Annotated in this window: 22 protein-coding genes; 4 read left to right on the forward strand and 18 right to left on the reverse strand. The window is 59.7% G+C overall.

The genetic code is table 11. From position 1 onward, the window contains the following. Positions 1-16: 16 nt before the first annotated feature. From BMY54_RS13845 to BMY54_RS13925, 17 genes are all read right to left on the reverse strand, one after another. On the reverse strand, positions 17-1042 hold the full coding sequence (locus BMY54_RS13845) for an ABC transporter permease (RefSeq protein ID WP_093433446.1): 1026 nt from the start codon (positions 1040-1042) through the stop codon (positions 17-19). After that, positions 1035-2591, reverse strand: a complete 1557-nt coding sequence (locus BMY54_RS13850; RefSeq protein ID WP_093433449.1) for a sugar ABC transporter ATP-binding protein — start codon at positions 2589-2591, stop codon at positions 1035-1037. Before BMY54_RS13850 ends, BMY54_RS13845 begins: the two co-directional genes overlap by 8 nt. A gap of 8 nt (positions 2592-2599) precedes the next feature. Then, entirely contained in the window at positions 2600-3271 is a 672-nt protein-coding gene (locus tag BMY54_RS13855; protein WP_093433452.1) for a methionine ABC transporter permease, read from the reverse strand. After that, positions 3268-4068 (reverse strand): methionine ABC transporter ATP-binding protein, encoded by an 801-nt coding sequence (locus BMY54_RS13860; RefSeq protein ID WP_093433455.1) that lies wholly within the window; start codon positions 4066-4068, stop codon positions 3268-3270. The genes BMY54_RS13855 and BMY54_RS13860 overlap by 4 nt, the downstream gene beginning before the upstream one ends. After that, a complete protein-coding gene (locus tag BMY54_RS13865) occupies positions 4065-4874 on the reverse strand; it encodes a MetQ/NlpA family ABC transporter substrate-binding protein (RefSeq protein WP_093433458.1) in 810 nt (269 codons plus the stop codon). Before BMY54_RS13865 ends, BMY54_RS13860 begins: the two co-directional genes overlap by 4 nt. A gap of 27 nt (positions 4875-4901) precedes the next feature. Continuing rightward, a complete protein-coding gene (locus BMY54_RS13870) occupies positions 4902-5948 on the reverse strand; it encodes an isopenicillin N synthase family dioxygenase (RefSeq protein WP_093433460.1) in 1047 nt (348 codons plus the stop codon). Between the two features lie 489 nt (positions 5949-6437). Next, positions 6438-7579, reverse strand: a protein-coding gene (locus BMY54_RS13875; RefSeq protein WP_225919934.1) for an IS3 family transposase whose coding sequence is annotated in 2 segments (ribosomal slippage) — positions 6438-7318 and positions 7318-7579 — 1143 coding nt in all. Because the reading frame shifts where the segments join, the coding sequence is not laid out codon by codon here. 125 nt (positions 7580-7704) lie between these two features. Further along, positions 7705-8622 (reverse strand): catechol 1,2-dioxygenase, encoded by a 918-nt coding sequence (gene catA, locus BMY54_RS13880; RefSeq protein WP_093433463.1) that lies wholly within the window; start codon positions 8620-8622, stop codon positions 7705-7707. A 173-nt stretch (positions 8623-8795) separates the two neighbouring features. Beyond that, positions 8796-9086 carry a muconolactone Delta-isomerase gene (catC, locus tag BMY54_RS13885; protein WP_093433466.1) on the reverse strand — a complete coding sequence of 97 codons (291 nt, stop codon included), beginning with the start codon at positions 9084-9086 and terminating at the stop codon, positions 8796-8798. 15 nt (positions 9087-9101) lie between these two features. Continuing rightward, the gene (locus tag BMY54_RS13890; RefSeq protein WP_093433469.1) at positions 9102-10223 is read right to left on the reverse strand and encodes a muconate cycloisomerase family protein; all 1122 of its coding nucleotides are present in this window, start codon (positions 10221-10223) and stop codon (positions 9102-9104) included. Between the two features lie 22 nt (positions 10224-10245). Beyond that, a complete protein-coding gene (locus BMY54_RS13895) occupies positions 10246-11007 on the reverse strand; it encodes a 1,6-dihydroxycyclohexa-2,4-diene-1-carboxylate dehydrogenase (protein WP_093433473.1) in 762 nt (253 codons plus the stop codon). A 21-nt stretch (positions 11008-11028) separates the two neighbouring features. Next, positions 11029-12042: a benzoate 1,2-dioxygenase electron transfer component BenC gene (gene benC, locus BMY54_RS13900; protein WP_093433476.1), complete on the reverse strand. Its 1014-nt coding sequence runs from the start codon at positions 12040-12042 to the stop codon at positions 11029-11031. Positions 12043-12062: 20 nt separating this feature from the next. Then, positions 12063-12551: a benzoate 1,2-dioxygenase small subunit gene (gene benB, locus BMY54_RS13905; RefSeq protein ID WP_093433479.1), complete on the reverse strand. Its 489-nt coding sequence runs from the start codon at positions 12549-12551 to the stop codon at positions 12063-12065. Beyond that, positions 12551-13906 (reverse strand): benzoate 1,2-dioxygenase large subunit, encoded by a 1356-nt coding sequence (gene benA / locus BMY54_RS13910; protein ID WP_093433482.1) that lies wholly within the window; start codon positions 13904-13906, stop codon positions 12551-12553. The genes benB and benA overlap by 1 nt, the downstream gene beginning before the upstream one ends. A gap of 142 nt (positions 13907-14048) precedes the next feature. Continuing rightward, entirely contained in the window at positions 14049-15005 is a 957-nt protein-coding gene (locus tag BMY54_RS13915; RefSeq protein ID WP_093433485.1) for an AraC family transcriptional regulator, read from the reverse strand. An 877-nt stretch (positions 15006-15882) separates the two neighbouring features. Beyond that, positions 15883-16806, reverse strand: coding sequence for a bifunctional helix-turn-helix transcriptional regulator/GNAT family N-acetyltransferase (locus BMY54_RS13920; RefSeq protein ID WP_093433489.1), 924 nt, complete (start codon positions 16804-16806; stop codon positions 15883-15885). Between the two features lie 67 nt (positions 16807-16873). Then, positions 16874-17149 (reverse strand): hypothetical protein, encoded by a 276-nt coding sequence (locus tag BMY54_RS13925; RefSeq protein WP_093433492.1) that lies wholly within the window; start codon positions 17147-17149, stop codon positions 16874-16876. 138 nt (positions 17150-17287) lie between these two features. On the opposite strand from BMY54_RS13925, the gene BMY54_RS13930 reads away from it, so the two are divergent. Both BMY54_RS13930 and BMY54_RS13935 read left to right on the forward strand, forming a co-directional pair. Beyond that, entirely contained in the window at positions 17288-18124 is an 837-nt protein-coding gene (locus BMY54_RS13930; RefSeq protein ID WP_093433495.1) for an AraC family transcriptional regulator, read from the forward strand. A 55-nt stretch (positions 18125-18179) separates the two neighbouring features. After that, a complete protein-coding gene (locus BMY54_RS13935; RefSeq protein ID WP_093433498.1) occupies positions 18180-18776 on the forward strand; it encodes a LysE family translocator in 597 nt (198 codons plus the stop codon). A 48-nt stretch (positions 18777-18824) separates the two neighbouring features. Here the strand turns inward: BMY54_RS13935 and BMY54_RS13940 are convergent, their stop codons facing one another. Further along, positions 18825-19742, reverse strand: coding sequence for a LysR family transcriptional regulator (locus BMY54_RS13940; protein ID WP_093433501.1), 918 nt, complete (start codon positions 19740-19742; stop codon positions 18825-18827). 103 nt (positions 19743-19845) lie between these two features. Here BMY54_RS13940 and BMY54_RS13945 point away from each other — a divergent pair, with 103 nt between their 5' ends. Continuing rightward, the gene (locus BMY54_RS13945) at positions 19846-21588 is read left to right on the forward strand and encodes an amidohydrolase (RefSeq protein WP_093433504.1); all 1743 of its coding nucleotides are present in this window, start codon (positions 19846-19848) and stop codon (positions 21586-21588) included. Positions 21589-21777: 189 nt separating this feature from the next. After that, positions 21778-22515 carry a TorF family putative porin gene (locus tag BMY54_RS13950; RefSeq protein ID WP_093433507.1) on the forward strand — a complete coding sequence of 246 codons (738 nt, stop codon included), beginning with the start codon at positions 21778-21780 and terminating at the stop codon, positions 22513-22515. Positions 22516-22686: the final 171 nt, after the last annotated feature.

Here is a 22686-nt window from a genome sequence, read left to right on the forward strand (position 1 = left end):
CCTTGCATAAAGCGGCTCAACGCGCCCGATGCGCGAGGCCGAACGTGAACATCAGGGCCAGCACCAGCACCAGTCCCTTGACGAAATCCTGCGCGTAATACGGCGCGTTGAGCATGGTCAGACCGTTGAGCAACGCCGCCACCAGCAGCGCGCCGACCAGGGTGCCAAAGGCGTTGGGCTTCTTCGCGCCGAGTACGGCAAACCCGATCAGCGCCGCGCCGAGGGCATCCAGCACCAGACCGTTACCGGAACTGACGTCACCACGGCCCAAGCGCGCCGCGAGCAACAATCCACCCAGCGATGCGAGCAACGCCGAGAGCACGTAAGCCAATAACTTGAAGCGCTGCACCGGTGCACCGGCCAGTCGTGCGGCTTGCTCGTTGCCGCCGATGGCATAGAACAAACGACCAATGCGCGTGCGCTCGAGAAACAGCCACACTGCGATCGCGACCACCGCCGTGATCAACACCGGAATCGGCACCACCTCCCACAACCGCCCACGCCCCAGCGCCAGAAACGCAGCACTGAAGGTACCTTCGGTTTCCTCACCGCTGGGCAGCGTCATGCCTACCGCAATCGAGCGTCCGCCGGTGGGAATCAATTGCACGCCGATTACCAGAAACATGCTGCCCAGCGTCGCGAGAATGTCCGGCACCCGCAGTTTGACGATCAGCCAGCCGTTGAGCAGGCCGACCAGCGCCCCACCGGCCAGACTGATCAACACCGCCGGCACCGCGCCCAAGCCGAGCACGACCATCACGTAACTGGCGATCATCAGGCTCATCGCCGCCACCGCGCCAATCGACAGATCGAGGCCGCCCACGGACATGGTCAGCGTCACGCCCAACGCCAGCAGCGCGACAATCGACACCGATTGCAGGATGCTGAACAGGTTGCCGACGCGCAGGAATGCCGGCTCGGACACACTGAAAAACACCACGATCAGCGCCAGCAGCCACAGCAGGCCGTAGCGGATCAATACGTGCAGCAGACGTTCGGCGCGTGCCGACTCGGTCGATAACAGTGAACTTGAATCAGGCACTCGCTCTGCTCCTTGGCGTGGCTTGAGGGGAATGTTCGGTGGCGTCGCTGCCCGCCAGTGCAGCGACCAGATCAGCACGATTGAGGCCGGCACGCGGGTACTCGGCGACCACGGCGTGATCGCGCACCAGCAGAATGCGGTCGGCAATTTCCAGGGCTTCATCGACGTCGGCGCAAATCACTAAAGTCGCGCGCCCCTCGGCGCTGTCGCGCAGCAGTTGGCCGATGTCGCGGCGGGCGCGCACGTCAACGCCTTGAAAGGGTTCATCAAGGATCAATACCCGCCCTTCGCCGAGCAGCCAGCGGCCGAGCACGACTTTCTGCTGATTGCCGCCCGATAGCGCAGTCATCGGCACATCGATACCGACAGTCTTGATCCCCAGCGCCGCCACTTGTGCCTCGACCGCTGCTGCTTCGGCGCGGTTGCGGATAAAACCGCCGCGGGTGAAGCGCTCGAGAAACGGCAAAGTCAGGGTGCGACGCAAAGAGAAATCCGGCACCAGCGATTGACTGGCGCGATCTTCGGCCGCGAAGAACACCCCGCTTTGAATGGACTGGCGTGGCGAGTCCGCACGCCAGTCCGCGCCATCCAGTTGCAAGCGGCCCGAGGACGCTTTACGCAGACCGAACAGCACCTCGGCGATTTCGCTTTTACCGGCACCCAACAGCCCGGTGAGCACCACCACTTCATTCTCGTGCAGGCTCAGATCGAACGCGGCGGAGCGCGGCAGGATTTGCATGGCGCTGATTTTCAACACCTCGCGCCCGGCCACGCTTGGCTGATAAACATGCTCGGCCAGCGCCTGCCCGAGCATGGCGCTCACCGCTTCCGGCAATTGCCGCGCCGTGAACTCGCCCGCGAACTGGCCATCACGCAGAACGATGGCGCGATCCGCCACGCGTTGCAGGTCGGAGAGTCGATGGGAGATGTACAGAATCGCCACACCGCGAGTGCGCAAGGTGTCGATCAATCCAAACAGCCGCTGCGCCTCGGCATCGGAGAGCGCGGCGGTCGGCTCATCCAGAATCAACAGGCGCGGCTGCAACGCCAAGGCTCGAGCGAGCACCACCAATTGCCGTTCGGCCTGACCGAGATGCTCAATCGGCTGCTCCAGGGGCAAGGTCAATCCCAGCCCGGCGGCGATGCTCGCAGCGCGTTCCAGCAGGCGTTGGCGATTGAGCCAGAAGTCCGCGTCCGGCTTGCACAGTTCATCGAGCAGGAGGTTTTCCGCGACGCTCAGACCCGGTGCGATGCCCTCGTTGATCTGTTGGTGCACCGCGACAATACCGAAGCGTCGCGCCGACAGCGGCGAACTGAAATGGCGTGGCGCGCCCTCCAGCCAGATCTCGCCAGCGTCGGCAGTCTGGCTGCCCGCGAGGATCTTCACCAGAGTCGACTTACCCGCACCATTGGCGCCGAGCAGCGCCACCACTTCGGCGGGATAGATGTCCAGGCTGACCGCGTCCAGCGCCCGGCTCGCGCCAAATATTTTGCTTAGCTCACGTACACGAATCAGCGGTTCGCGGACGACGGCGACCGGCACACTCATACAATTCCTTAGCGGCGATGCGCCAGCGAACGAACCAATCGATCACCCAGGCTTTGCACGCCTTGGACGAGGATCACCAACACCACCACCGTGGCAACCATCACTTCATTATTGAACCGCTGATAGCCGTAACGGATCGCCAGATCACCGAGCCCGCCACCGCCGATCACGCCGGCCATCGAGGAAAAACCGATCAGCATCACCAGCGTCAAGGTGATCCCGGCCAACAACGCCGGCAGCGCTTCGGGTAGCAACACCTTGAAGATCACATGACAGATGTCGCCGCCCATGGCGAGGATCGCTTCGATGCGCCCCTTGTCGACTTCGTCCAGAGCGTTTTCGACGATGCGTGCGAAAAACGGAAACGCGCCGATGGTGATCGGCACCACAGCGGCGGTGCTGCCCAGCGTTGTGCCGACCACCAGCCGCGTCAGCGGGATCAGGGCGATCAGCATCACCACGAATGGCAGTGAACGGCCGAGGTTGACCACGCCACCCAGCACGGCATTCAAGCGTGGCATCGGCAGCAGTCCGTCGCGACGACTGATGAACAGCAACACGCCCAGCGGCAAACCGATCAGCAGCGTGAACAGCCCCGCGAGCAGGACCATGTACAGGGTTTCACCGGTGGCGTTGAACACCAGTTGCAGGATTTCATCCCAATTGACCGTGCGGTTCATGAGTGCGCCGCTCGTACGCCGTATTGTTTTAGAAAACTCAGGCCCGGCTCAGCGTGGCCCAGCGGCAAACCGCAGGTCGGTCGCAGCGAAGCGCCCAGTTGCGATTGCGCATCGGCCAGCAGCCGTGGCACCGGCCCAGCCTCGACCAGACGTCCATTGGCCATGAACGCGGCGTGATCGCAGATCGACTTGACCACGTCCAGTTCGTGGGTGATCAACACGATGGTCACGCCCAGTTGCCGATTGATATCGCGCAGCAATTGCAGGATCGATTCGGTGGTTTCCGGGTCGAGCGCACTGGTGGCCTCGTCCGAGAGCAAATACGCCGGCTCAGCGGCCAAAGCGCGGGCAATGCCGACGCGCTGTTTCTGCCCGCCGGACAACTGCGAGGGAAAGGCCTGCGCCTTGTCACTCAAGCCAACCAGCTCGAGCAGTTCGCGAACCCGCACATGGCGCCACGGCTTGCCGACTTTGGCGATCTCCAGCGGCACCGCGATGTTGTCGAACACCGTGCGCGAATGCAGCAGGTTGAAGCCTTGGAAGATCATGCCGATGCGCTGACGCTGCTGGCGCAGTTCGCTGACCGGCAGCGTCGTCAGGTCGATGCCATCGAGCAGAATGCGCCCACTGTCCGGTCGTTCGAGCAGATTGAGGCAGCGCAGCAACGTCGACTTACCCGCGCCGCTGCGCCCGAGAATCCCGTAGACCGCACCGTCGGGAATGCTCAGCGAGACCTGATCGAGTGCCGGTTGCGCGGCCGAAGGATAAGTCTTGCTCAACTGCTCGACGGCGATCATGGCTTGCCGCCCGCCACCGGAATCACCGAGCCGGCGAAGTTGTCGGTGATGTATTTGGCGACCTCGGGCGATGTCAGGTCCTTGGCCAGTTGCGCGATACGCGGGTCGTGTTCGAGCTTGGGTGTGGTCACCAGAATGTTGGCGTAGGGGTTGTGCTCGGCTTTCTCCAGACCCAAGGCATCCTTGGCCGGCACCAGGCCTGCGTCGAGCGCGTAGTTGCCGTTGATCACGGCCAGATCGACGTCGTCCAGCGAGCGCGGAATCTGCGGCGATTCGATCTCGAGAATCTTCAGTTGTTTCGGGTTTTCGGCGATGTCCTTGGGCGTCGCCTGATCGGTCGCCGGATCGTTGAAGCCGGGTTTGAGCTTGATCAGACCGTTGTCCTGCAACAGGTACAGCGCGCGGCTCAGGTTGGTGACGTTGTTGGGCACGGCGACGGTGCCTTTTACCGGCACGTCGGCGAAGCTTTTGTGCCGGTGCGAGTAGATGCCCAAGGGCTCGATATGCACCGTGGCGGCCACCGCGAGTTTTTCGCCGAGGGCCTTTTCCTGGGATTTCAGGTACGGCAGGTGCTGGAAGTAATTGGCGTCGACATCACCGTGTACCAACAGCTCATTGGAGTTCACCCCGTTGGGGATCTCGATGACTTTAAGATTTAGCTGCGGATCGATTTTCTGGATGTACGTCAGAATCTGCGCGTGGGGCACCGGATCGGCGGCGACGCGCAACGGCTCCAGCGCCTGCGCACCAAACGACGTCACCAGTGCGCCGAGCACGGCCAGGGTCAAACCTGCTTTCTTGATCATGTGCGGAGTCCTTGAGCGGTGGTTGAGTCATGCGGATTTACGAACGGGCGGTGGCGGCAGCAGTGCATCGGCGTAGAAGCGCTGCGCGACATCCGGATGCGAGCGCAAACGACCCTTGAGGTAGTTCCAGCCGACATCGCGAAACAGCGGATTGAGCGGATCACTCGCCGGCCCGCGCGCCTCGCGCAACAGTGCGGTGGGCAGCGGATACAGCGGCACCACGGCATCCAGTTGCGCGCCAAGGAAGAACGCGACAGACAGGCGTTCGCTACCCGCCGGTGGCGAAACCACGCGATGTACCGTGGCCCGCAGATAACCGTTGCTGGCCAGTTCGAGCAATTCGCCGATGTTCACCACCAGGGTGTTCTCGCGTGGCAACGCATCGATCCAGCGGCCCTCTTCGATTTCGACTTGCAGACCGGCCTGTTGGTCTTGCAGGAGGAAGCTGAGGAACCCGGAGTCCTTGTGTGCGCCGACACCTTGGTGGCTTGACTCGCTGGATTGACCGGGATAACGCATCAATTTGATGTGTTCGTTGGGTTTGTCGCCGTAGAGCTGATCAAACGCATCGGCGCGCAGCGAGAGTGCCTGAGCGAACGCTCGCAGCAGGCGCAACGACATCCGCGTCATCGCCTCTTGCCATTCCAGCAGCAAAGGTTTCAGTTCCGGCAGTGCCGCCGGCCATTGGTTGGGGCCTTGCAGCCGCGCCCAGGACGGGCTGTCCGCCGTCAATGGCAACACCTCGCGCTCGGCGCCCAGATCGAACTGTTCACGCAGATCGGGCTGGCCACGGGTGATCTCCGAGGCGGCACGGTTGTAACCGCGAAAGTGCGGTGAATTGATCATGCCGACGGCGTTTTTCTCGCTGTCGGGCAAAGCGAAAAACTGGCGGGCGTAGGCCTGTACCTGCTTGAGCAAAGCGCTGTCGATGCCATGCCCGGTCAGGTAGAAGAACCCGACGTCACGGGCGGCATCGCGCAGGTTTTCAAGAAATTCGTAGCGCTGTTGCGTCGTGCCTTCGAACAGCGACAGGTCCAGCGTCGGTAATGCGGTGATGTCGAGGGTATGCGGCATGATTCACTCCCGTGTGAATCAAACCTGAAGAACCTGTGATCGATTCAGCGTGTGCCGTCATGGCAATCGGGGGTCTATCGGTTTGATGCGTTTTGATTCGTCGTTGCGACAAAACTAAACGATCTTAAAAATACGTAGCCAATATCTTTTTCGCATTACCTTAGGCCTGATTTCCCCTCACCCCAGCCCTCTCCCGGAGGGAGAGGGAGCCGACCGAGGTGTATATCGCGATACATCGACCTGAACGACCGAGTCGATTATGGATTCGGCACAAACTGTTCAGGTCGGCGTAGCACTAAATATCGACTCGGTCAGTACCCTCCCAACCCTCTCCCGGAGGGAGCCGACCGAGTTGTTTAGCGTTATGCATCGACCTGAACGACCAGGTTGGATTCGGTACAAAACGTTCAGGTCGACGTAGCACTCAAGATCACCCCGATTGATCTGGTCAAACGATACTGGACACGGTTATAGGGTTTAGGTCATTTCTCATGCTGCCAAGGCTTCCATTGCTACCGGAGTCCGATATCCGTTGTGACTGTGCAGCCTGATCCGATTGTAATAATGGGTCAGGTAGCGCAACACATCGGTACTGGCCTCATCTTCGTTTCGGTAGCCAGCCTTGGGTATCCATTCAGATTTCAAACTGCCAAAGAAACGCTCCATCGGGGCGTTATCCCAGCAGTTTCCTCGTCGACTCATGCTTTGTTTTATCCGCATCTCCGACAGCGTTTCACGGAACATTTTGCTGCTGTAATGGCAACCCTGATCCGAATGGAACATTAGGTTTTCAGGGCGTCCTCGCGACTCGAAAGCCATCTTTAACGCTCGACAGGTCAGAGCTGAATCCGGACTTCTGGACATCGCCCAGCCGACGATGCGGCGGGCATGCAGATCAAGTACAGCAGCCAGATAAACCCAGTAAGTACCGGCCCAAATGTAAGTCACGTCGCCACACCACACTCGATTGGGGGCCTCGACATTGAATTTACGCTCCAAATGATTTGGGGCGTATTGCGCCTCCGCACCGCTAGGTTTGTACCGATGCCTGCGCCGTTGCTGGCTCTTCAAACCGAGCTCGCGCATCAGGCTACGAGCCATGTAACGACCTACCGACTCTTTTTCGTTACACAGCGCTTTTGACAGGCTGCGCGCGCCCATTGAGCCGCGACTTTGCTCATGTAATTCGGCAGCCTTGATCTTTAGGCGATCGCGTCCGACATGCACTTTCGCCCGCTGTTTCAGACGCTCGTAATAACTGCTGCGGTTGATACCAAACACGCCACACAACTCGGATCTTGGATATTGCTCGCTTAACTCCTCGACCAGCCTTACCGATCGAGGGAATCCGACATCAAGAGAGCTGTAGCCTTTTTTAAAATTTCCTTCTCGCGCTCAATCCGTCGAATTGTTGCTTCCAGTTCCTGGATGCGTTGTTGGTCAACGGTCATGGCCTTGGACTTCTCAGGCGTCTTGCCGCTGCGCTCCGCACGCAGTTGCTCAACCCAGCGGCGCAGAGCTGTAGGGCCCACGCCCATTGCTTCGCAGGCTTCACTCACCGAATAGTCTTTATCCAAAACCAGGCAAGCCGCATCCCGTTTGAAATCTGTCGAAAAATATCTTCTGGTCAAATCACACCTCTTCGTTGGGCGTAGATTAACGCCCTTTAGGGGTGTCCAGAATCATTAAGCCAGATCAGATCAGTCCCCTCTCCCTCTGGGAGAGGGCTAGGGTGAGGGGCACTGACGACTCGGTATCATGCGTCCTGCAACGCACGTGGCCGTTGGCTGCGTTGTTCGGCACTGGCGTCCGGCGCCGGTTGCAGCTGGAAGTCGAACTTCAGCTCGGCATAACGCCCCGACGCTGCGTCTTCACGGAACACCACCTCCCCGACCAAGCCTTCACGGGTCGCGTAGGCGAAGTCATCCCACAGGTATTGATCACCCGACAGATTGATCTGCGTGGTCAGGTGCCGATGCCCCGGCGCGCTGATAAAGAAATGCACATGGGCCGGACGCTGGCCATGGCGGCCGAGTTGGTTCAGGCATTCCTGGGTCGGCCCTTGCGGGTCGCAGCCGTAGCCGGACGGCACGATGCTGCGAGCGCGGTAGCGGCCTTCGGCGTCGGTGATGATGCGTCGACGCAGGTTGTACTCAGACTGGCTCGGATCGAAAAACGAATAGGTGCCCTTGGTGTTGGCGTGCCACAGGTCAACGGTGGCGCCGGACAACGGCTGGCCATACAGATCGAACACCTGGCCTTCGAGGTGCATGACGGTGGCGACACCCTCCTCGCTGCCGTCATCCATGCGGCACTCGCCTTCACACAGCGGCGCGCCGGCCACGTACAGCGGGCCTTCGATGGTGCGTGGTGTGCCGCCGGTCAAGCCGATCTGTGCATCCTTGGCGTCCTGCAACAGGTCGAGGAAGTGCTCGATGCCAAGGCCGGCGACCAGTAATCCCGCCTCCGAACGAGCGCCCAGACGATTGAGATAGTCGACCGCTTTCCAGAACTCGTCCTCGCTGATTTCGAGGTCTTCGATGATTTTCGCGCTGTCCTGCAAGATCCGCAGAACGATGGTTTTCAGCCGGGAGTTACCCTCGTCGTTGGCGAAACCGGCGGCTTCTTTGAAGAAGGCTTGCAACTCGGCGGTGTGGGCAATTTTCACGGTCATGGTGGTTTACCTCATCTTGTTGTTTTGTTGGCGCAGTTCTCTTACTCAGCGCACTTCCCCTGTGGGAGCGAGCTTGCTCGCGAATGCGTTGTGTCATTCAGCATCTATGGTGACTGGCTCACCGCTTTCGCGAGCAAGCTCGCTCCCACAAGGGAAATGCGGCGAGCTCAGAATTAGCGGTCGTCGCTGTGGATCGACGACGGATGCCGGCACAGGCCGTCGACCTCGATGTCCATGTAGGGGAACAACGGCAAAAGCATCAACGTGTCGTGCAGCGCCTCGACGCTCGGCACATCGAACACGCTGTAATTGGCGTAATGCCCAGCGATGCGCCACAGGTGTCGCCATATGCCTTCGCGTTGCAGCCGTTGGGCCAGTTCCTTCTCGTCAGCCTTGAGCCGGGTGGCCAATGACGGGTCCATGTCGACGGGCAATTTCACGGTCATTTTTACGTGGAACAACATGCTGGTTCTCCTGATTCAGTGGCGACGAAAACGCGCCAGACGCTCTTCATCCAGCGTCAGGCCCAGGCCTGGAGTTCGTGGGACGTGCAAGTGGAAATCGCGGTACTGCGGCGTTTCGGTGACGATGTCTTCGGTCAGCAACAACGGGCCGAACAGTTCGGTGTCCCAGGTCAGTTGCTTGAGCGTGAGGAAGGCGTGCGCCGAAGCCAGCGTGCCGATGGAGCCTTCGAGCATGGTGCCGCCATACAGCGCAATGCCGGCGGCTTCGGCGATCTGCGCGGTTCTGAGCACGGCACGCGGACCACCGTTCTTGGCGATTTTCAGGGCGAACACACTGGCGGCGCCGTCGGCGGCGAGGCTGAAAGCATCCTCGACGCTTTCGATCGATTCGTCGGCCATGATCGGCGCCGGACTGCGCTGATTCAGGCGAATCTGCCCGGAACGGTTGACCCGTGAAATCGGTTGTTCAATCAGGTCGATGCCGTTGTCACCGAGCACCTGGCAGCCGCGAATCGCCTGGGATTCGTCCCAATACTGGTTAACGTCAACCCGCACACTGGCGCGCTCGCCCAAGGCTTTTTTGATCGCCACGACGTGCTTGAGATCCTGCTCCAGCGGGTTGGCGCCGATCTTCAATTTGAAGATGCGATGGCGACGTGCTTCGAGCATCTGCTCGGCTTCGGCGATGTCGCGGGCGGTGTCGCCGCTGGCCAGGGTCCAGGCCACTTCAAGGCTGTCTCGCACGCGGCCGCCAAGCAACTCGCTGACCGGCAGACCGAGGCGCTTGCCCTGGGCATCGAGCAGTGCACTTTCGATGCCGGACTTGGCGAAGGTATTGCCCTTGGCGATCTTGTCGAGCCGCTGCATCGCCGCGTTGATGTTGTTGGCGTCCATACCCACCAGCGCCGGCGCCAGATGCGCGTCGATATTGGCTTTGATGCTTTCCGGGCTTTCATAACCGTAAGCGAGACCGCCGATGGTGGTGGCTTCGCCGATGCCTTCAATACCATCGCTGCAGCGCAGTCGCAGAATCACCAGAGTCTGCTTCTGCATCGTGTGCATCGCCAGTTTGTGCGGGCGAATGGTCGGCAGGTCGACGATGATGGTCGTCAGGTTTTCAATCAGAATTCGCTGCATTTCAATGTCCCTTGAAAAGTAGTCAACCGAGGTCGCCGCCACCGACCGGCAACGTCACGCCGGTGATGTACGAGGCGTCATCGGAAGCCAGAAAGAGGATCGCGCCGACCTGTTCGTCGAGGCTGCCGTAGCGTTTCATCAGGCTGCTGTCGAGGGTTTGCGCGACGATCTCTTGATACCAGGCCTGCTCCTGCGCTGACGGTTCGGCGGCATTGCGCGGGATGCGCCGGGGCGGCGCTTCGGTGCCACCCGGAGCCGTGGCGTTGACGCGAATGCCGCGCTCTGCGTTTTCGAAGGCCAGACATGCTGTGAGTGCGTTGATGCCGCCCTTGGCGGCGCCGTACGGCACCCGATTGACGCTGCGGGTGGCAATCGATGAAACGTTGACGATGGCGCCGCGCCCTTGCTTGAGCATGTACGGCAGCGCTGCGTGGCAGCACCACAGCGTCGGGAACAGCGAACGGCGCACTTCCGCTTCAATCTGTTCGACTTCGTAATGCTCGAACGGCTTGGCCCAGATCGTGCCGCCGACGTTGTTGATCAAAATGTCGAGACGGCCGAAGGTGTTGATGGCTTCAGCCATGACCCGCGCGCAATCGGTGTATTGCTCAAGGTCGGCGGTCAGCGCGAGAACGCCCTCGCCTTGCAGTTCGTGAACCAGTTCAGAGCGATCGACGGCGACGACTTGTGCGCCTTCGTTCAGCAGGCGTTCGCAGACGCGGCGGCCGATACCCTGCGCCGCGCCGGTGACCAGCGCGACCTTGTTGGAGAATCTGTTGTTCATGACAACCTCGAAAGAAGGGTTTCAGGCAGCCGCAGCAGCGAACTTTTCGTAGTAGAAGTTCGCCGGGGTGATGCCCTGCTCGCGGATGTAGTGGCTGACCGCTTCGACCATCGGCGGCGGGCCGCAGAGGTACACGTCGACATCGCCTTCATTGAGGTGGCGCGGTTCAATGTGCTGGGTGACGTAGCCCTTGAGTGGATGCGCACTCAGCGGGTTGGCCACGCAGGCGCCGAAACTGAAGTCGGGAATGCGGGCGGCGAAGGCTTCGAGACGATCGAGTTCGACCAGATCGAAATCGTTGGTCACGCCGTAGATCAAATGCACGGGATGATCGCAGCCCTGCTCGGCGATCTTTTCCAGCATCGCGGTGAACGGTGCCAGGCCGGTGCCGCCCGCCAACAACAGCAGCGGCCGCTTGATTTCGCGCAGGTAGAAACTGCCCAACGGCCCGGCCAGGTTCATGCTGTCGCCGGCCTTGGCCAACCCGGTGAGAAAGCTGCTCATCAAGCCACCAGGCACGTTACGAATCAGAAAGCTGACCTCGCCGTTTTTCTGCAATGAGCTGAAGGAATAAGCGCGGGTCTGCTCGCTGCCGGGCACTTGCAGATTGACGTACTGGCCCGGCAGAAACGCCAGTTTGCTCAGCGCCTCGCCCTTGATCGACAGCGCGATAGTGCTCTCGGACAATTGCCGAACAGTGCTGATCGATGCCTGGAAATTCGCTTGTTCGGTCTTGCACACCTGCGAGCCGGCCGGCACTCGCACCACACAATCGCTTTCAGCGCGCATCTGGCAGGTCAGCACATAACCTTGCGCGAGTTCATCGGCGCTCAAGGCGTCTTCGATGAAATTGTCACCCATGTCGTAACGCCCTGCCTCGGCGAAACATTTGCAGGTGCCGCAGGCGCCATCGCGGCAGTCCAGCGGGATGTTGATGCCTTGGCGATACGCCGCGTCGGCGACGGTTTCATGGCCGCCGGCCTCGATGAAACGGGTGACGCCGTCTTCGAAATTAAGCGCAATCTGGAAATTCATGGTGCACCTCGCCGTGTCGACTAGATGTGGTAGATGTCGATGACCTGACGGACGTAATCGTTTTTCAGCACGACTTTCTTGGCCTTGATCAGCGGCTGTTCGCCACGCAGATCGAGGGTGTAGAAACTGCTGCCGAAGTAGCTGTCGGTGACCTGATAGCGGAAGCTCAAGGTGTGCCAGTTGAAACGCACTTGGCATTGCCCTTCGCTGTGCTCGACGATCTCGATGTTGCTCAGGTTGTGTGAGGTGCGAGTGTCGGGAATGGTCGCGCTGGAGCGCTCGGTCTTGATCCGGAAGATGCGGTCTTCGAGGCCGCCACGGTTGCCGTACCAGATCAGCGAGATTTCGCTTTGCGGGTCTTCGGTGAGGGTGTCGTTGTCGTCCCAGGCCGGCATCCAGAAAGTCGCATCGGCGGCGTACAGCTCCAGCCATTGATCCCACTGGCCGTCATCGAGATAGCGCGCTTCGCGGTAGAGAAAATCGCGCACGCTGTCGTAGAGGTTGCTCATCACACGGCCTCCACAGGGATCAGTTGTGATTCGCTGGCAGCGGCTTTGAGCATGGTTTCCTGCCAGTACTTGTGTTGCAGCACGAACAGGCCTTCGTCTTCGGTGCGCATGCCGGAGAGCAGTGGTTTAAGGTCGATTTCTTCGGCTGCTGCGTCGGCGCCTTCAACCCAGTGGGTCGCGCCCCGGGACATGTCGTTCCAGCCACGCCCGGCGCCGTAACCGGTCTGGCACGAGCGGAACTCTTCCAGGTCATCCGGCGTGGCCATGCCGCTGACATTGAAGAAGTCTTCGTACTGACGAATGCGTTTGGCACGGGCCTCGGCGCTCTCGCCTTTGGGGGCGATGCAGTAAATGGTGATTTCAGTCTTGTCGACCGAGATTGGCCGGGCGATGCGGATCTGCGAACTGAACTGATCCATCAGATACACGTTCGGGTACAGGCACAGGTTGCGCGAGTTTTCGATCATCCAGTCGGCTCGAGCCTGACCGAAATCACGGGCGAGTTCATCGCGGCGCTCGTAGGCGGGACGGTCTTCGGGGTTGGCCCAGCGGGTCCAGAGCAGCAGATGGCCGTGGTCGAAGGAGTAAAAACCGCCGCCCTTCTTCGCCCAGCTGCCGGCGCTCATGGTCTTGATCGCTTCACCCGCTTCGCGTTGCTGGCGCTGGTTCTGGGTGGCGGCGTAGTTCCAGTGCACCGAGCTGACGTGGTAACCGTCGGCGCCATTTTCAGCGGTGAGTTTCCAATTGCCTTCGTAGATGTAGGAGCTGGAACCGCGCAGCACTTCCAGGCCTTCTGGCGACTGGTCGACGATCATGTCGATGATTTTTGCCGATTCGCCCAGATGCTCAGCGAGGGATTTCACATCAGCATTGAGGCTGCCGAACAGAAAGCCGCGATAGGACTCGAAACGCGCAACTTTGGTCAGATCATGGGAGCCTTCGCAGTTGAAGCCTGCGGGATAACCGGCTTCGCTCGGGTCTTTGACCTTGAGCAGTTTGCCACTGTTGTTGAACGTCCAGCCGTGGAACGGGCAGGTGTAGCTGGAGCGGTTGCCGGACTTGTGCCGGCACAACATGGCGCCGCGATGGCTGCAGGCATTGAGGAACGCATTGAGCACACCGTCCTTGTTGCGCGCGATGAAGATCGGCTGACGCCCCATGGTCGTGGTCAGAAAATCGTTGTTGTTGGGGAGCTGGCTTTCGTGGGCGAGGTAAATCCAGTTGCCTTCGAAGATGTGCGCCATCTCCAGTTCGAACAGCCGCGGATCGGTGAACATCTCCCGCTTGCAGCGGTAGGCGCCCTTCTCCTTGTCTTCTTCAAGCATGGCATTGAGGTAGTCGATTCCCAGGGACATGGCCGGGGCCTCCATTGTTATTGTTCAGGCCAGGTCAGATTAGGGAGGCGATGCAGGAGGCAATAGCCGAATCCTGCAGATCGCTATCCGATTTGTGCAGGATGGCGCGGCAGGTGATTCGGGGAAGTTTCAGCGGGGAGTGTTAGTGGCGGCGTTTGAAGGTCTGCGACGGCAGTTCACCGAACTGCTGGCGATAGCTTTCGGAGAAACGGCCCAGGTGCAGGAAGCCGTAGTCGAGCGCCAGCTCGGTGAGGTTGCGCACCGGGCAGCTTGGATCACTGAGGCAGGCGTGGATGCGCGCAAGCTTGCGTTGGCGGATGTATTGCATCGGCGTAACGCCCAGTTGGCGTTCAAACAAGGTGTACAGCGAGCGCGGGCTCATGCTCGCCTGTGCGGCCAAATGTTCAGCCGGCAAATCCAGTTTCAGGTTGCGGTCGATGTAATCGACGATGCGTTCGAAGCTGATGTTCGGTGCACTCAGGCATTCACGACTGACGTTGGTGCTCATCAGCGAGATCAGTTTGCTGCCGATGATCTGCGCGTAATGCTCCTGCACCCGCAGCAACGGATCGCTGGCCTCGGCTTCTTGACAGATCATCGCGAGCAGGTTGGTGAAGCCTTCCAGTTCATCCAGCCGATAGTGATTGCGCAGGAAACGGATACCGCTTGCCGGACGCTGCCAGCGCTGCTCGTCACACACCGATTCAAGCACGCTGACCGGCACCTTGAGGATGAATTTCTCGCAGTCTTCCGAGTAAGTCAGATCGACCGGATCATCCGGGTTGATCAACAGCAACTCGCCGGGCACCAGATGCTGCTCGCGCTTGTGCCCGCGCCACAGGCAATTGCCTTGCAGCAGCACTTGCAGATGGTAAACGGTCTCCAGGGCCACGGAGGTCACGCGTACGCTGCCGCCATAGCTGATGCGGGCCAGATCGAGATCGGCGAGTTTGCGATGGTTGAGTCTGGCTTGCGGGTGGGTGGTTCTGGACAGACCGATGAAGTGCTGGCCGACGTGCTGATTGACGTAGTCGGAGACGGCATAAGGGTCAGCGTGACGAAACACGCTGCTGCGATCGCTCAGCAGATGGCTGTCCATGGCGTTGCTCGTTGTTGTCGTTATTTTGGGATCACGGGGTTTCAGACATCACGAGTCACAGTACGCCGGAGTGTCGGAGGGGGCAATTGGACGAAGGTTTGGGTACTCGATAATCGAACACTTTTTGCGGATTACAGACGGGTTTGAACTTCGCCTACACTTGCCGAAGAAATCCCCTACACGCCAAAAAACCCGATACAGAAAAATCCTACTTATGACAGTTTTGTAAAACAAAAAAAGCCCGTTTCAGTCGGAACTGAAACGGGCTTTTCCCACCTCAACGGCCGTTACTTCAGGTCGTCAAAGTGGTCTCGCAGGAACTCGTAAAAGCGAAAGGCTTTAAACAATCTCCATACAAGGCTCAGCGTACGCAGCAAAAGCTTCATACGTTTTGGCCTCCAGGGCTGGGGGCCAAACCTCCAGCAAGCTTACCGGACCATGCTTGCTTTCAGCCTGAACGTCAGTTCGACTAGTGAGGCGGCCGGTTGAAAGCCCTCTGAGCCATCATCCCGGCACGGGTGCAAAACCGTGTCAAAGGGAATGAAACTGTTAAGTTTTCCAGCCAGACCTCACTACCGAACTAACATATGAGCGCCTGCATCATAACCTCAATAAAAAGATTTCATGCAGAGAGTTCTATTGCCTTTGTAAACCGTTATTTCTGCCTGTTTATTAAAATAAACAGATCTGGAAAAAGTCGTTCAAAAAAAGCTATTACCGTTGCAAGGTGGCGCAAAGGCTCATACTATCCTCACACGTCAGTTCGGCTAGTGAAGCAACAAACCTCGGTCGCAAACCAAGGTTTACAAAAAAACCGCCCCGCAAAGGCGGTTTTTTTTCGTCTGCCTTTTCACTGCACCCGCCGACGAAAAACAGATCACAACACCCGCGCCCACGTCTGACTCAGCAGATCCTTGCCAAAGCTGTGAACCGCTTCTTCCTCCACCAACTCAAACCCGGCCTGCTGATAAATCTTGCGTGCGGCCGTCAGGTTGCTGGTCGTCCACAAGGTCATGTGCTTGTAGCCAATCTGCCGGGCAAAGCGCAGGCACTCCTCGACCAGACGACTGCCAATACCTAAGCCCCGCGCACTGGCGTCGACGTAGAGCATGCGCAGTTTGGCGGTCGTTTCATCCTGGCGGACGATGAACACCGAACCGATGACCTTGCCGTCCTTTTCGGCAATCCAGCAGCGCTCACAGGTGGGGTCGTAATCGCGCAGGTACTTGGCGACCACCTCGGCCACCAGCGCCTCGAACTCCGAATTCCAGCCGTATTCGCGGGTATACAGTGCGGTTTGCTGTTGCATCACCGTACCCATGTCGCCGGGTTGCGGATCGCGTAATACGTAGGTTGAGTCTTTGTTGCCTTGCAGCAGTGTCTGGATCAGCGTCATGGCGCCGATCAGTTGTTTCTGCTGCGGTTCTGGCAATCGCTCGAGCATGGCGACGATCTGTTCGCGGGAAGCCTTTTCCAGCGGGACCAGAATTTCGCGCCCGAGGTTGGTGAGGTGCAATTGCGCAGCGCGGCCGTCCGTAGGCGACGGCACTTTCTGGATCAAGCCGCGCTTTTCGAAACCGCTGATGATGCGGCTCATGTAGCCGGCATCGAGGCCGAGCATCTGGCGCAGTTCAGCGCTGGTCAGGTCACCGCGCGACGCCAGTTCATACAAAATGCGCAACTCGGTCAGCGAGTAGTCGCTTTGCAGCAGATGCTCCTGCAATACACCGATCTGATGGGTGTAGAAGCGGTTGAAACCGCGCACGACGTCGGCTTGCTCGAGGAGATGGCTGCTGGACATGACAAATGCTCAGTTAATTGCTTAAAGCAACTATATATTTGCCAAAAGCAACCATGTCAACAGAAAGCTATCGGCACTTGGCCAACACCACCTGACAGGTATCCGGCGTGCCCCCGGAGCGTCCGGCATAGCGAATGCAGTTGTTCATCGACTTCTGCCGGGCCATGTTCAAACTGGAACCCCAGGCCAGACCGCCCTCGCCGACCGACGGCAGGGCTTTGGCGTAGCAGGCGTCCCCGACGCCGGAAGGCGGATAGTGTTTGCGGCCTGAGCAGCCTGCCGTCAGCGCCAGGCTGAAGACGATCAAGGTGAGTAAAATCCCGCGCGAGCATCGGTTAATCATCGCATTTCACCTGTCGCCAAAGGGGTCGTGACCTGTTGAGTCTAGCCCCCTTCACCTGCACAAATCTTCTAAACCTCGATGAGCATTGCGCGGTATTTTATGGGGCCGCACCTTTCAATGGCGAACACTGGAGCTTTCGTGGATAAACGCAACTGGATCGAGCTGTCCCAGGATGCCGACACCGGGATTGAATCGATTCGTGCTCATTTTCAGGGGCATGCCTACGATCCGCACTGGCATGACAGCTTCCTCGTCGGCGTCACCGAGCAAGGTGTGCAGCAGTTCAACTGCCGCCGCGTGCGTCATCGCAGTACCCCGGGCAATGTGTTCCTGCTGGAGCCGGGGGAAATCCACGATGGCCAGGCGCCGACCGAGGAAGGTTTTACCTATTCGATGCTCTACCTCGATCCGCACTGGCTGGAGCGTGAAATGCACGCGCTGTTCGAAGACGCACCGTCCGACAGCCAGCCCGGTTTTGCCGACACGCTGAGTCAGGACCCGCGTCTGGCCACAGCGATCAATCACGCTTTCCATGCGTTGCATGACGGCAATCTGCGCATCGTCCGGCAGACCGCCATCGACGGTCTGCTGAACTCGCTCACGCGTCATCTCGACTGGCGCAAGCGCCAGGTTTTCGATCCGCGCCTGCCCTTGGTGGCGCAACTGGCGCGGGATTATCTGCACGCGCACACCTATGAAGATATCGGTCTCGATGATCTCGCGCGGGTCTGCGGGGTGGACCGTTTCCGTCTCAGCCGGGCGTTCAAGTCTGCCTTCGGTCTGGCGCCGCACGCCTACCTGATCCAGTTGCGCCTGGCCAAGGCGCGGCAGTTGCTGGCGCGCGGTGAAACGCCGGCGCAAGTCGCCAGCGTGCTCGGTTTTGCCGATCAGAGCCATCTGGGTCGCTGGTTCCGGCGCGCCTATCAACTGACGCCGGCGGATTACCGCAAACGCTGCTCAAACCTTCCAGACTGACGCACGCCGTCTGGCGATCATGGAGACCTGTGTTGATTTTCAGGGAATCCCGATCATGGCGTCATTACTGCCCTTTCTGCTGTTTGCTTTTGTTGCCTCGATCACGCCGGGGCCGACCAATATTCTGGTGTTGAGCCACAGTTCGCGCCAAGGCCTGCTCGCCACGTTGCCGATCATTTTTGGCGCCTGCGCGGCGGCGGCCCTGATCGTGCTGGTGGTCGGCCTCGGTGCCGGCGAAACGTTGCTGCGCTACCCGCGAGTGCAGCAAGCCATGGCCTGGGGCGGCGTGCTCTGGTTGAGCTGGCTGGCGTGGCAGATCTTTCGCAGCACGCCGCCATCACTGAACCCGGCGGATGCCCAGGAAGAACGTTTCAGCGTGCTGAGCGCTGCCATGCTGCAACTGGTCAATCCCAAGGTATGGATGATGGCGGTGGCAGTGGTCAGCGTGTTTGTTGGCGGGGGTGACAAGACCCTGCGGCTGCTGGTGTTGTCACTGGCGTTTTTGCTGGTGTCGCTGCCGTGCATGACGTTCTGGGCATTGCTGGGTGTGGGCAGCGCGCGGTTGATGGGTTCGCCACGGGCGTTCAAGCGCATGAATGCGGCACTGGCGTTGTTGCTGCTGCTCTCGGCATGGCTGACCGTCCTGGCATAACGCCCCTGCAGGAGCTGCCGAAGGCTGCTTCTACGGAGGAATGGGCTGTCAGCTCAGGCCACGTTCGGTGAGGAATGCCGAGATGTAATCGATGAACGCCACCACCTTCGCCGTAGCCCGCCGATGGCTCGGGTACACCGCGAGAATATGCGGGCCGAAGGTATCCGGGTCGATGTCGTAATCAGCCATGACCCGCACCAGTCGCCCGTCGGCAATATACGGTGCGGCGCTCCACAGCGGCGTGTGCAGCAAACCGCGCCCGGCCAAAGCACTGGCCAGCAGCAAGTCGTAGTTGTCGCTGCGCAACCGCGGCGCCGCCGGTTGCGCCAGACTCAAGCGCTGCCCGTCGCGCTCGGCCCACCAGAATTCGCGGCTGAGCAACGGGTGCTGATAGAGCAGCCACTCGTGCTGCTCAAGGGTTTGCGGAGTCACCGGCAAATCCTTGCGCGCCAGGTACTCCGGACTGCCGCACAGGGCCAGTCGATTGCTACCCACCACCCGCGCGATCAGCCCCGGCAAGTCATCGTGGCCTTCACGCAGCGCCAGGTCATAACCACTTTCCAGCAGGTTGACGAAGGCATCGCACAGGTCCACTTGCAGACTGATCTGCGGATATTGCTGCAGAAAGCCGTCACACACCTGATCGAGAAACGCCCGCCCATACGCCAGCGGCGCGGTGATTTTCAGGTTGCCGCGCAAGCCGTGCTGTAACTGCTCGATTTCCTCGCTGGCCTCGTCCAGCCGCTGCAACACCAGCCGTGCGGTTTCCAGGTACACCCGGCCGATTTCGGTAAGCAGGATCCGCCGTGTACTGCGCTCAAACAGGCGCGCACCCAGCTCAGATTCCAGGTGATTGACCGCTTTGGTCAGCGCCGACGGGGTCTTGCCCAACTGCTCGGCGGCGCGGCTGAAACTGCCGAGCTGCGCGGTGACCACGAACATTTTCAATGCACCCAGCTTGTCCATACTTTTTCCATTCAGGCAAAAACGTTTTTCGTGAGGGAGGCGTTCTGTCGGCCGCTGTCAGCCACTAATCTCGCCATCAGACGCAATAACAAGGAAATCTTCAATGAAAAGATTCATCCCGAGTCTGTTGGTAGCCGCTGTAAGTTTTGCCTCGATGGAAGCCATGGCCGCTGCTGATCTGATCCTGCTCAACGGCAAGATTTTCACTGCCGACCGCGCACAACCCAAGGCGCAAGCCCTCGCCGTAGAGAACGGCAAAGTGCTGAAGGTCGGCACCGACGCGCAGATCAAAGCCCTGATCGAATCCGGCACCCAAGTCATCGATCTCAAAGGCAAAGCGCTGATGCCCGGCCTGATCGACAGCCATTCCCACGCGATTTTCGGCGGACTGGAAATGGTCTCGGCGAACATGGAAGACGAAGTCGTCAGCCTCGACGAACTGCAAAAACGCCTGCGTGGCTGGCGTGCAGACGGCAAGGCCAGGCACGGCGATGTGCTGAGCATTGCCGGCATGAGTTCGGTTTACTGGGCGCAGGCCGAAGCCTTGGGCAACACCTTCAACAACGGCGAATGGGCCAGCGTACCGGTGGTGTTTATCGGCAGCGACCACCACACGGCGTGGGCCAACAACGTCATGCTAAAGCGCGCCGGGATTGATGCGGCCCTGCTGAAAACATTGCCCGACGCAGAAAAAGACACCATCGGCAAACTGGCCAACGGTGAGCCGAACGGCTTTGTGGTCGACGCCGGTTGGGACCGGGTCGCCTCGAAAATGCCAGTGCCAAGCCCTGCCGACATGTTGAACGCCGCCAAATCAGCGGTGCGCTACAACAACAGCCTGGGCATCACCGCGTGGATGGACCCTGCCGCCAACGCCGCACCGGGTGAAGCGGTGTTCGCCCTCAAACCGACCGAGAAAACCGTCGGCGTGCTGCCGGCCTATAAAGCCCTGTCGGAAAGCGGCGACATGAGCGTGCACGTCGCGGCGCTGTTGGTGGCCAACCCGAAAAGCCTACCCGCCGACCTCGATACGCTGGACAAGGTGCGCCAGCAATTCCAGGGCATTCCCAACCTGACCCTGCCCGGGATCAAGATCTTCGCCGACGGCGTGATTGAATTCCCGGCGCAGAGCGCGGCGATGATCGACCCGTACAGCAATTCGCACAAACAGGGCGAACTGCTGATCGATCCGCAGCATTTCGGTGAACTGGTCAGCGCCATCGACCAGCGCGGCTGGCTGGTGCACATCCACGCGATCGGCGACCGTGCGGTGCGGGAATCGCTGAACGGCATTGCTCAGGCGCGCAAGGATCGTCAGAGCGGCGTGACCCACTCGATCACTCACCTGCAAATGGTCAACCCGCAAGAGTTCGCCCGCTTCAAACCGCTCAATGTCATCGCCTCGATGCAACTGCTGTGGGCCAGCGCCGACGACTACACCACCGACATGATCAAGCCCTACGTCAGCGCCCTCGCCTTCCGCTATCAGTACCCGGCGCATTCGCTGCTGAAACAGGGCGCGACGATCGCCGGCGCGAGTGACTGGCCGGTGTCGACACCGAATCCGTTCAACGCCATGGCCCAGGCGATTACCCGTGTCGGACCGTTGGGTGTGCTCAATGCCGATGAGCGTCTGGACCGTGAAACCATGTTCTACGCCTACACCGTCAACGCCGCGCGGACCATTGGCCTGGAGAAGCAGATCGGCTCGCTGACGCCGGGCAAGCAGGCTGACTTTATCGTGCTCGACCGCGATGTGTTCAGCGTCGACAACAAAGCCCTGCATGACACCCAGGTTTTGCAGACCTGGTTCGGCGGCCGTCAGGTCTATACCGCCACCCAATAACAACAACCATCCCACCCTGTGGGAGCGAGCTTGCTCGCGAAGAGGCCAGTCCATTCAACATCTTCACTGACTGACCCACCGCCTTCGCGAGCAAGCTCGCTCCCACATGTTTTGTGAGAGTGGCCGATATGGCATTCCCACACACAGTTTTCGTACTGCCCAAAAATAATCACAACATCGGGACTTCACATGAAAGCCTTGCCCCTGTTCGCCCTGAGTTTCTTGAGCGTGCTGCCCTTGAGCAGTTTTGCGATCCCCTTGAACGATGACTTTGCGCTGGAGGTAGACCTGGCCCTCGCCAGCGACTACCGCACGCGTGGCATCTCGCAAACGCAAAACGACCCTGCCGTGCAAGCCGGTCTCACCCTCGCGCACAGCAGCGGTCTGTACCTCGGCGCGTGGAGTTCCAACGTCGATTTCGGCGGAGGCCTGAAAACCCGTCAGGAAGTCGATTACTACGGCGGCTGGCTGTGGCAGGCGACCGAGGAAATCAGCCTCGATCTGGGCTACATCAAGTACGCCTACCCCAAGGAAAGCCAGTTCAACCAGAGCGAGGTCTACGGGATTCTCGGGGTTTATGGGGTGAAGCTGGCGGCGTATTACTCCAGTGATGCGCCGGGGATCGATAGCAAGCAGAGTTCGCTGTACAGCTACATCGGTTATGAAACCGAGTTGCCGTTCGACTCGGGACTGAAGCTGCGTTACGGCAATATGGACTTCAAGGATCCGCATCTGTACTCGGCGTCCGGGCAGGCCGAGGACAGTTATCGCGAGTGGGAAGTCAAACTCACCCATAACCTCGCCGGCGTGGTACTGGGCCTGAGCTACATCGACACCGATCTCTCACAAACCCAATGCCTGAGCAATTGGGGTTTCAAAGACGTCTGCACCGCCACCGTCGTCGCCAGCGTCAGCAAATCTTTCTGACCGCACCGAGATCCATTGTAGGAGTGAGCCTGCTCGCGATAGCGGTGTGTCAGACAACACATCGACACCTGACACACCGCTATCGCGAGCAGGCTCACTCCTACAAGGATTTGCTTCGAATTCGTTAGTTGTTACAGGATGTTTACGAATTTTTTACTAATGTTCTTCTAC

The sequence above is a fragment of the Pseudomonas sp. ok266 genome (genome assembly GCF_900110195.1).
GTDB classification, from domain to species: domain Bacteria; phylum Pseudomonadota; class Gammaproteobacteria; order Pseudomonadales; family Pseudomonadaceae; genus Aquipseudomonas; species Aquipseudomonas neuropathica.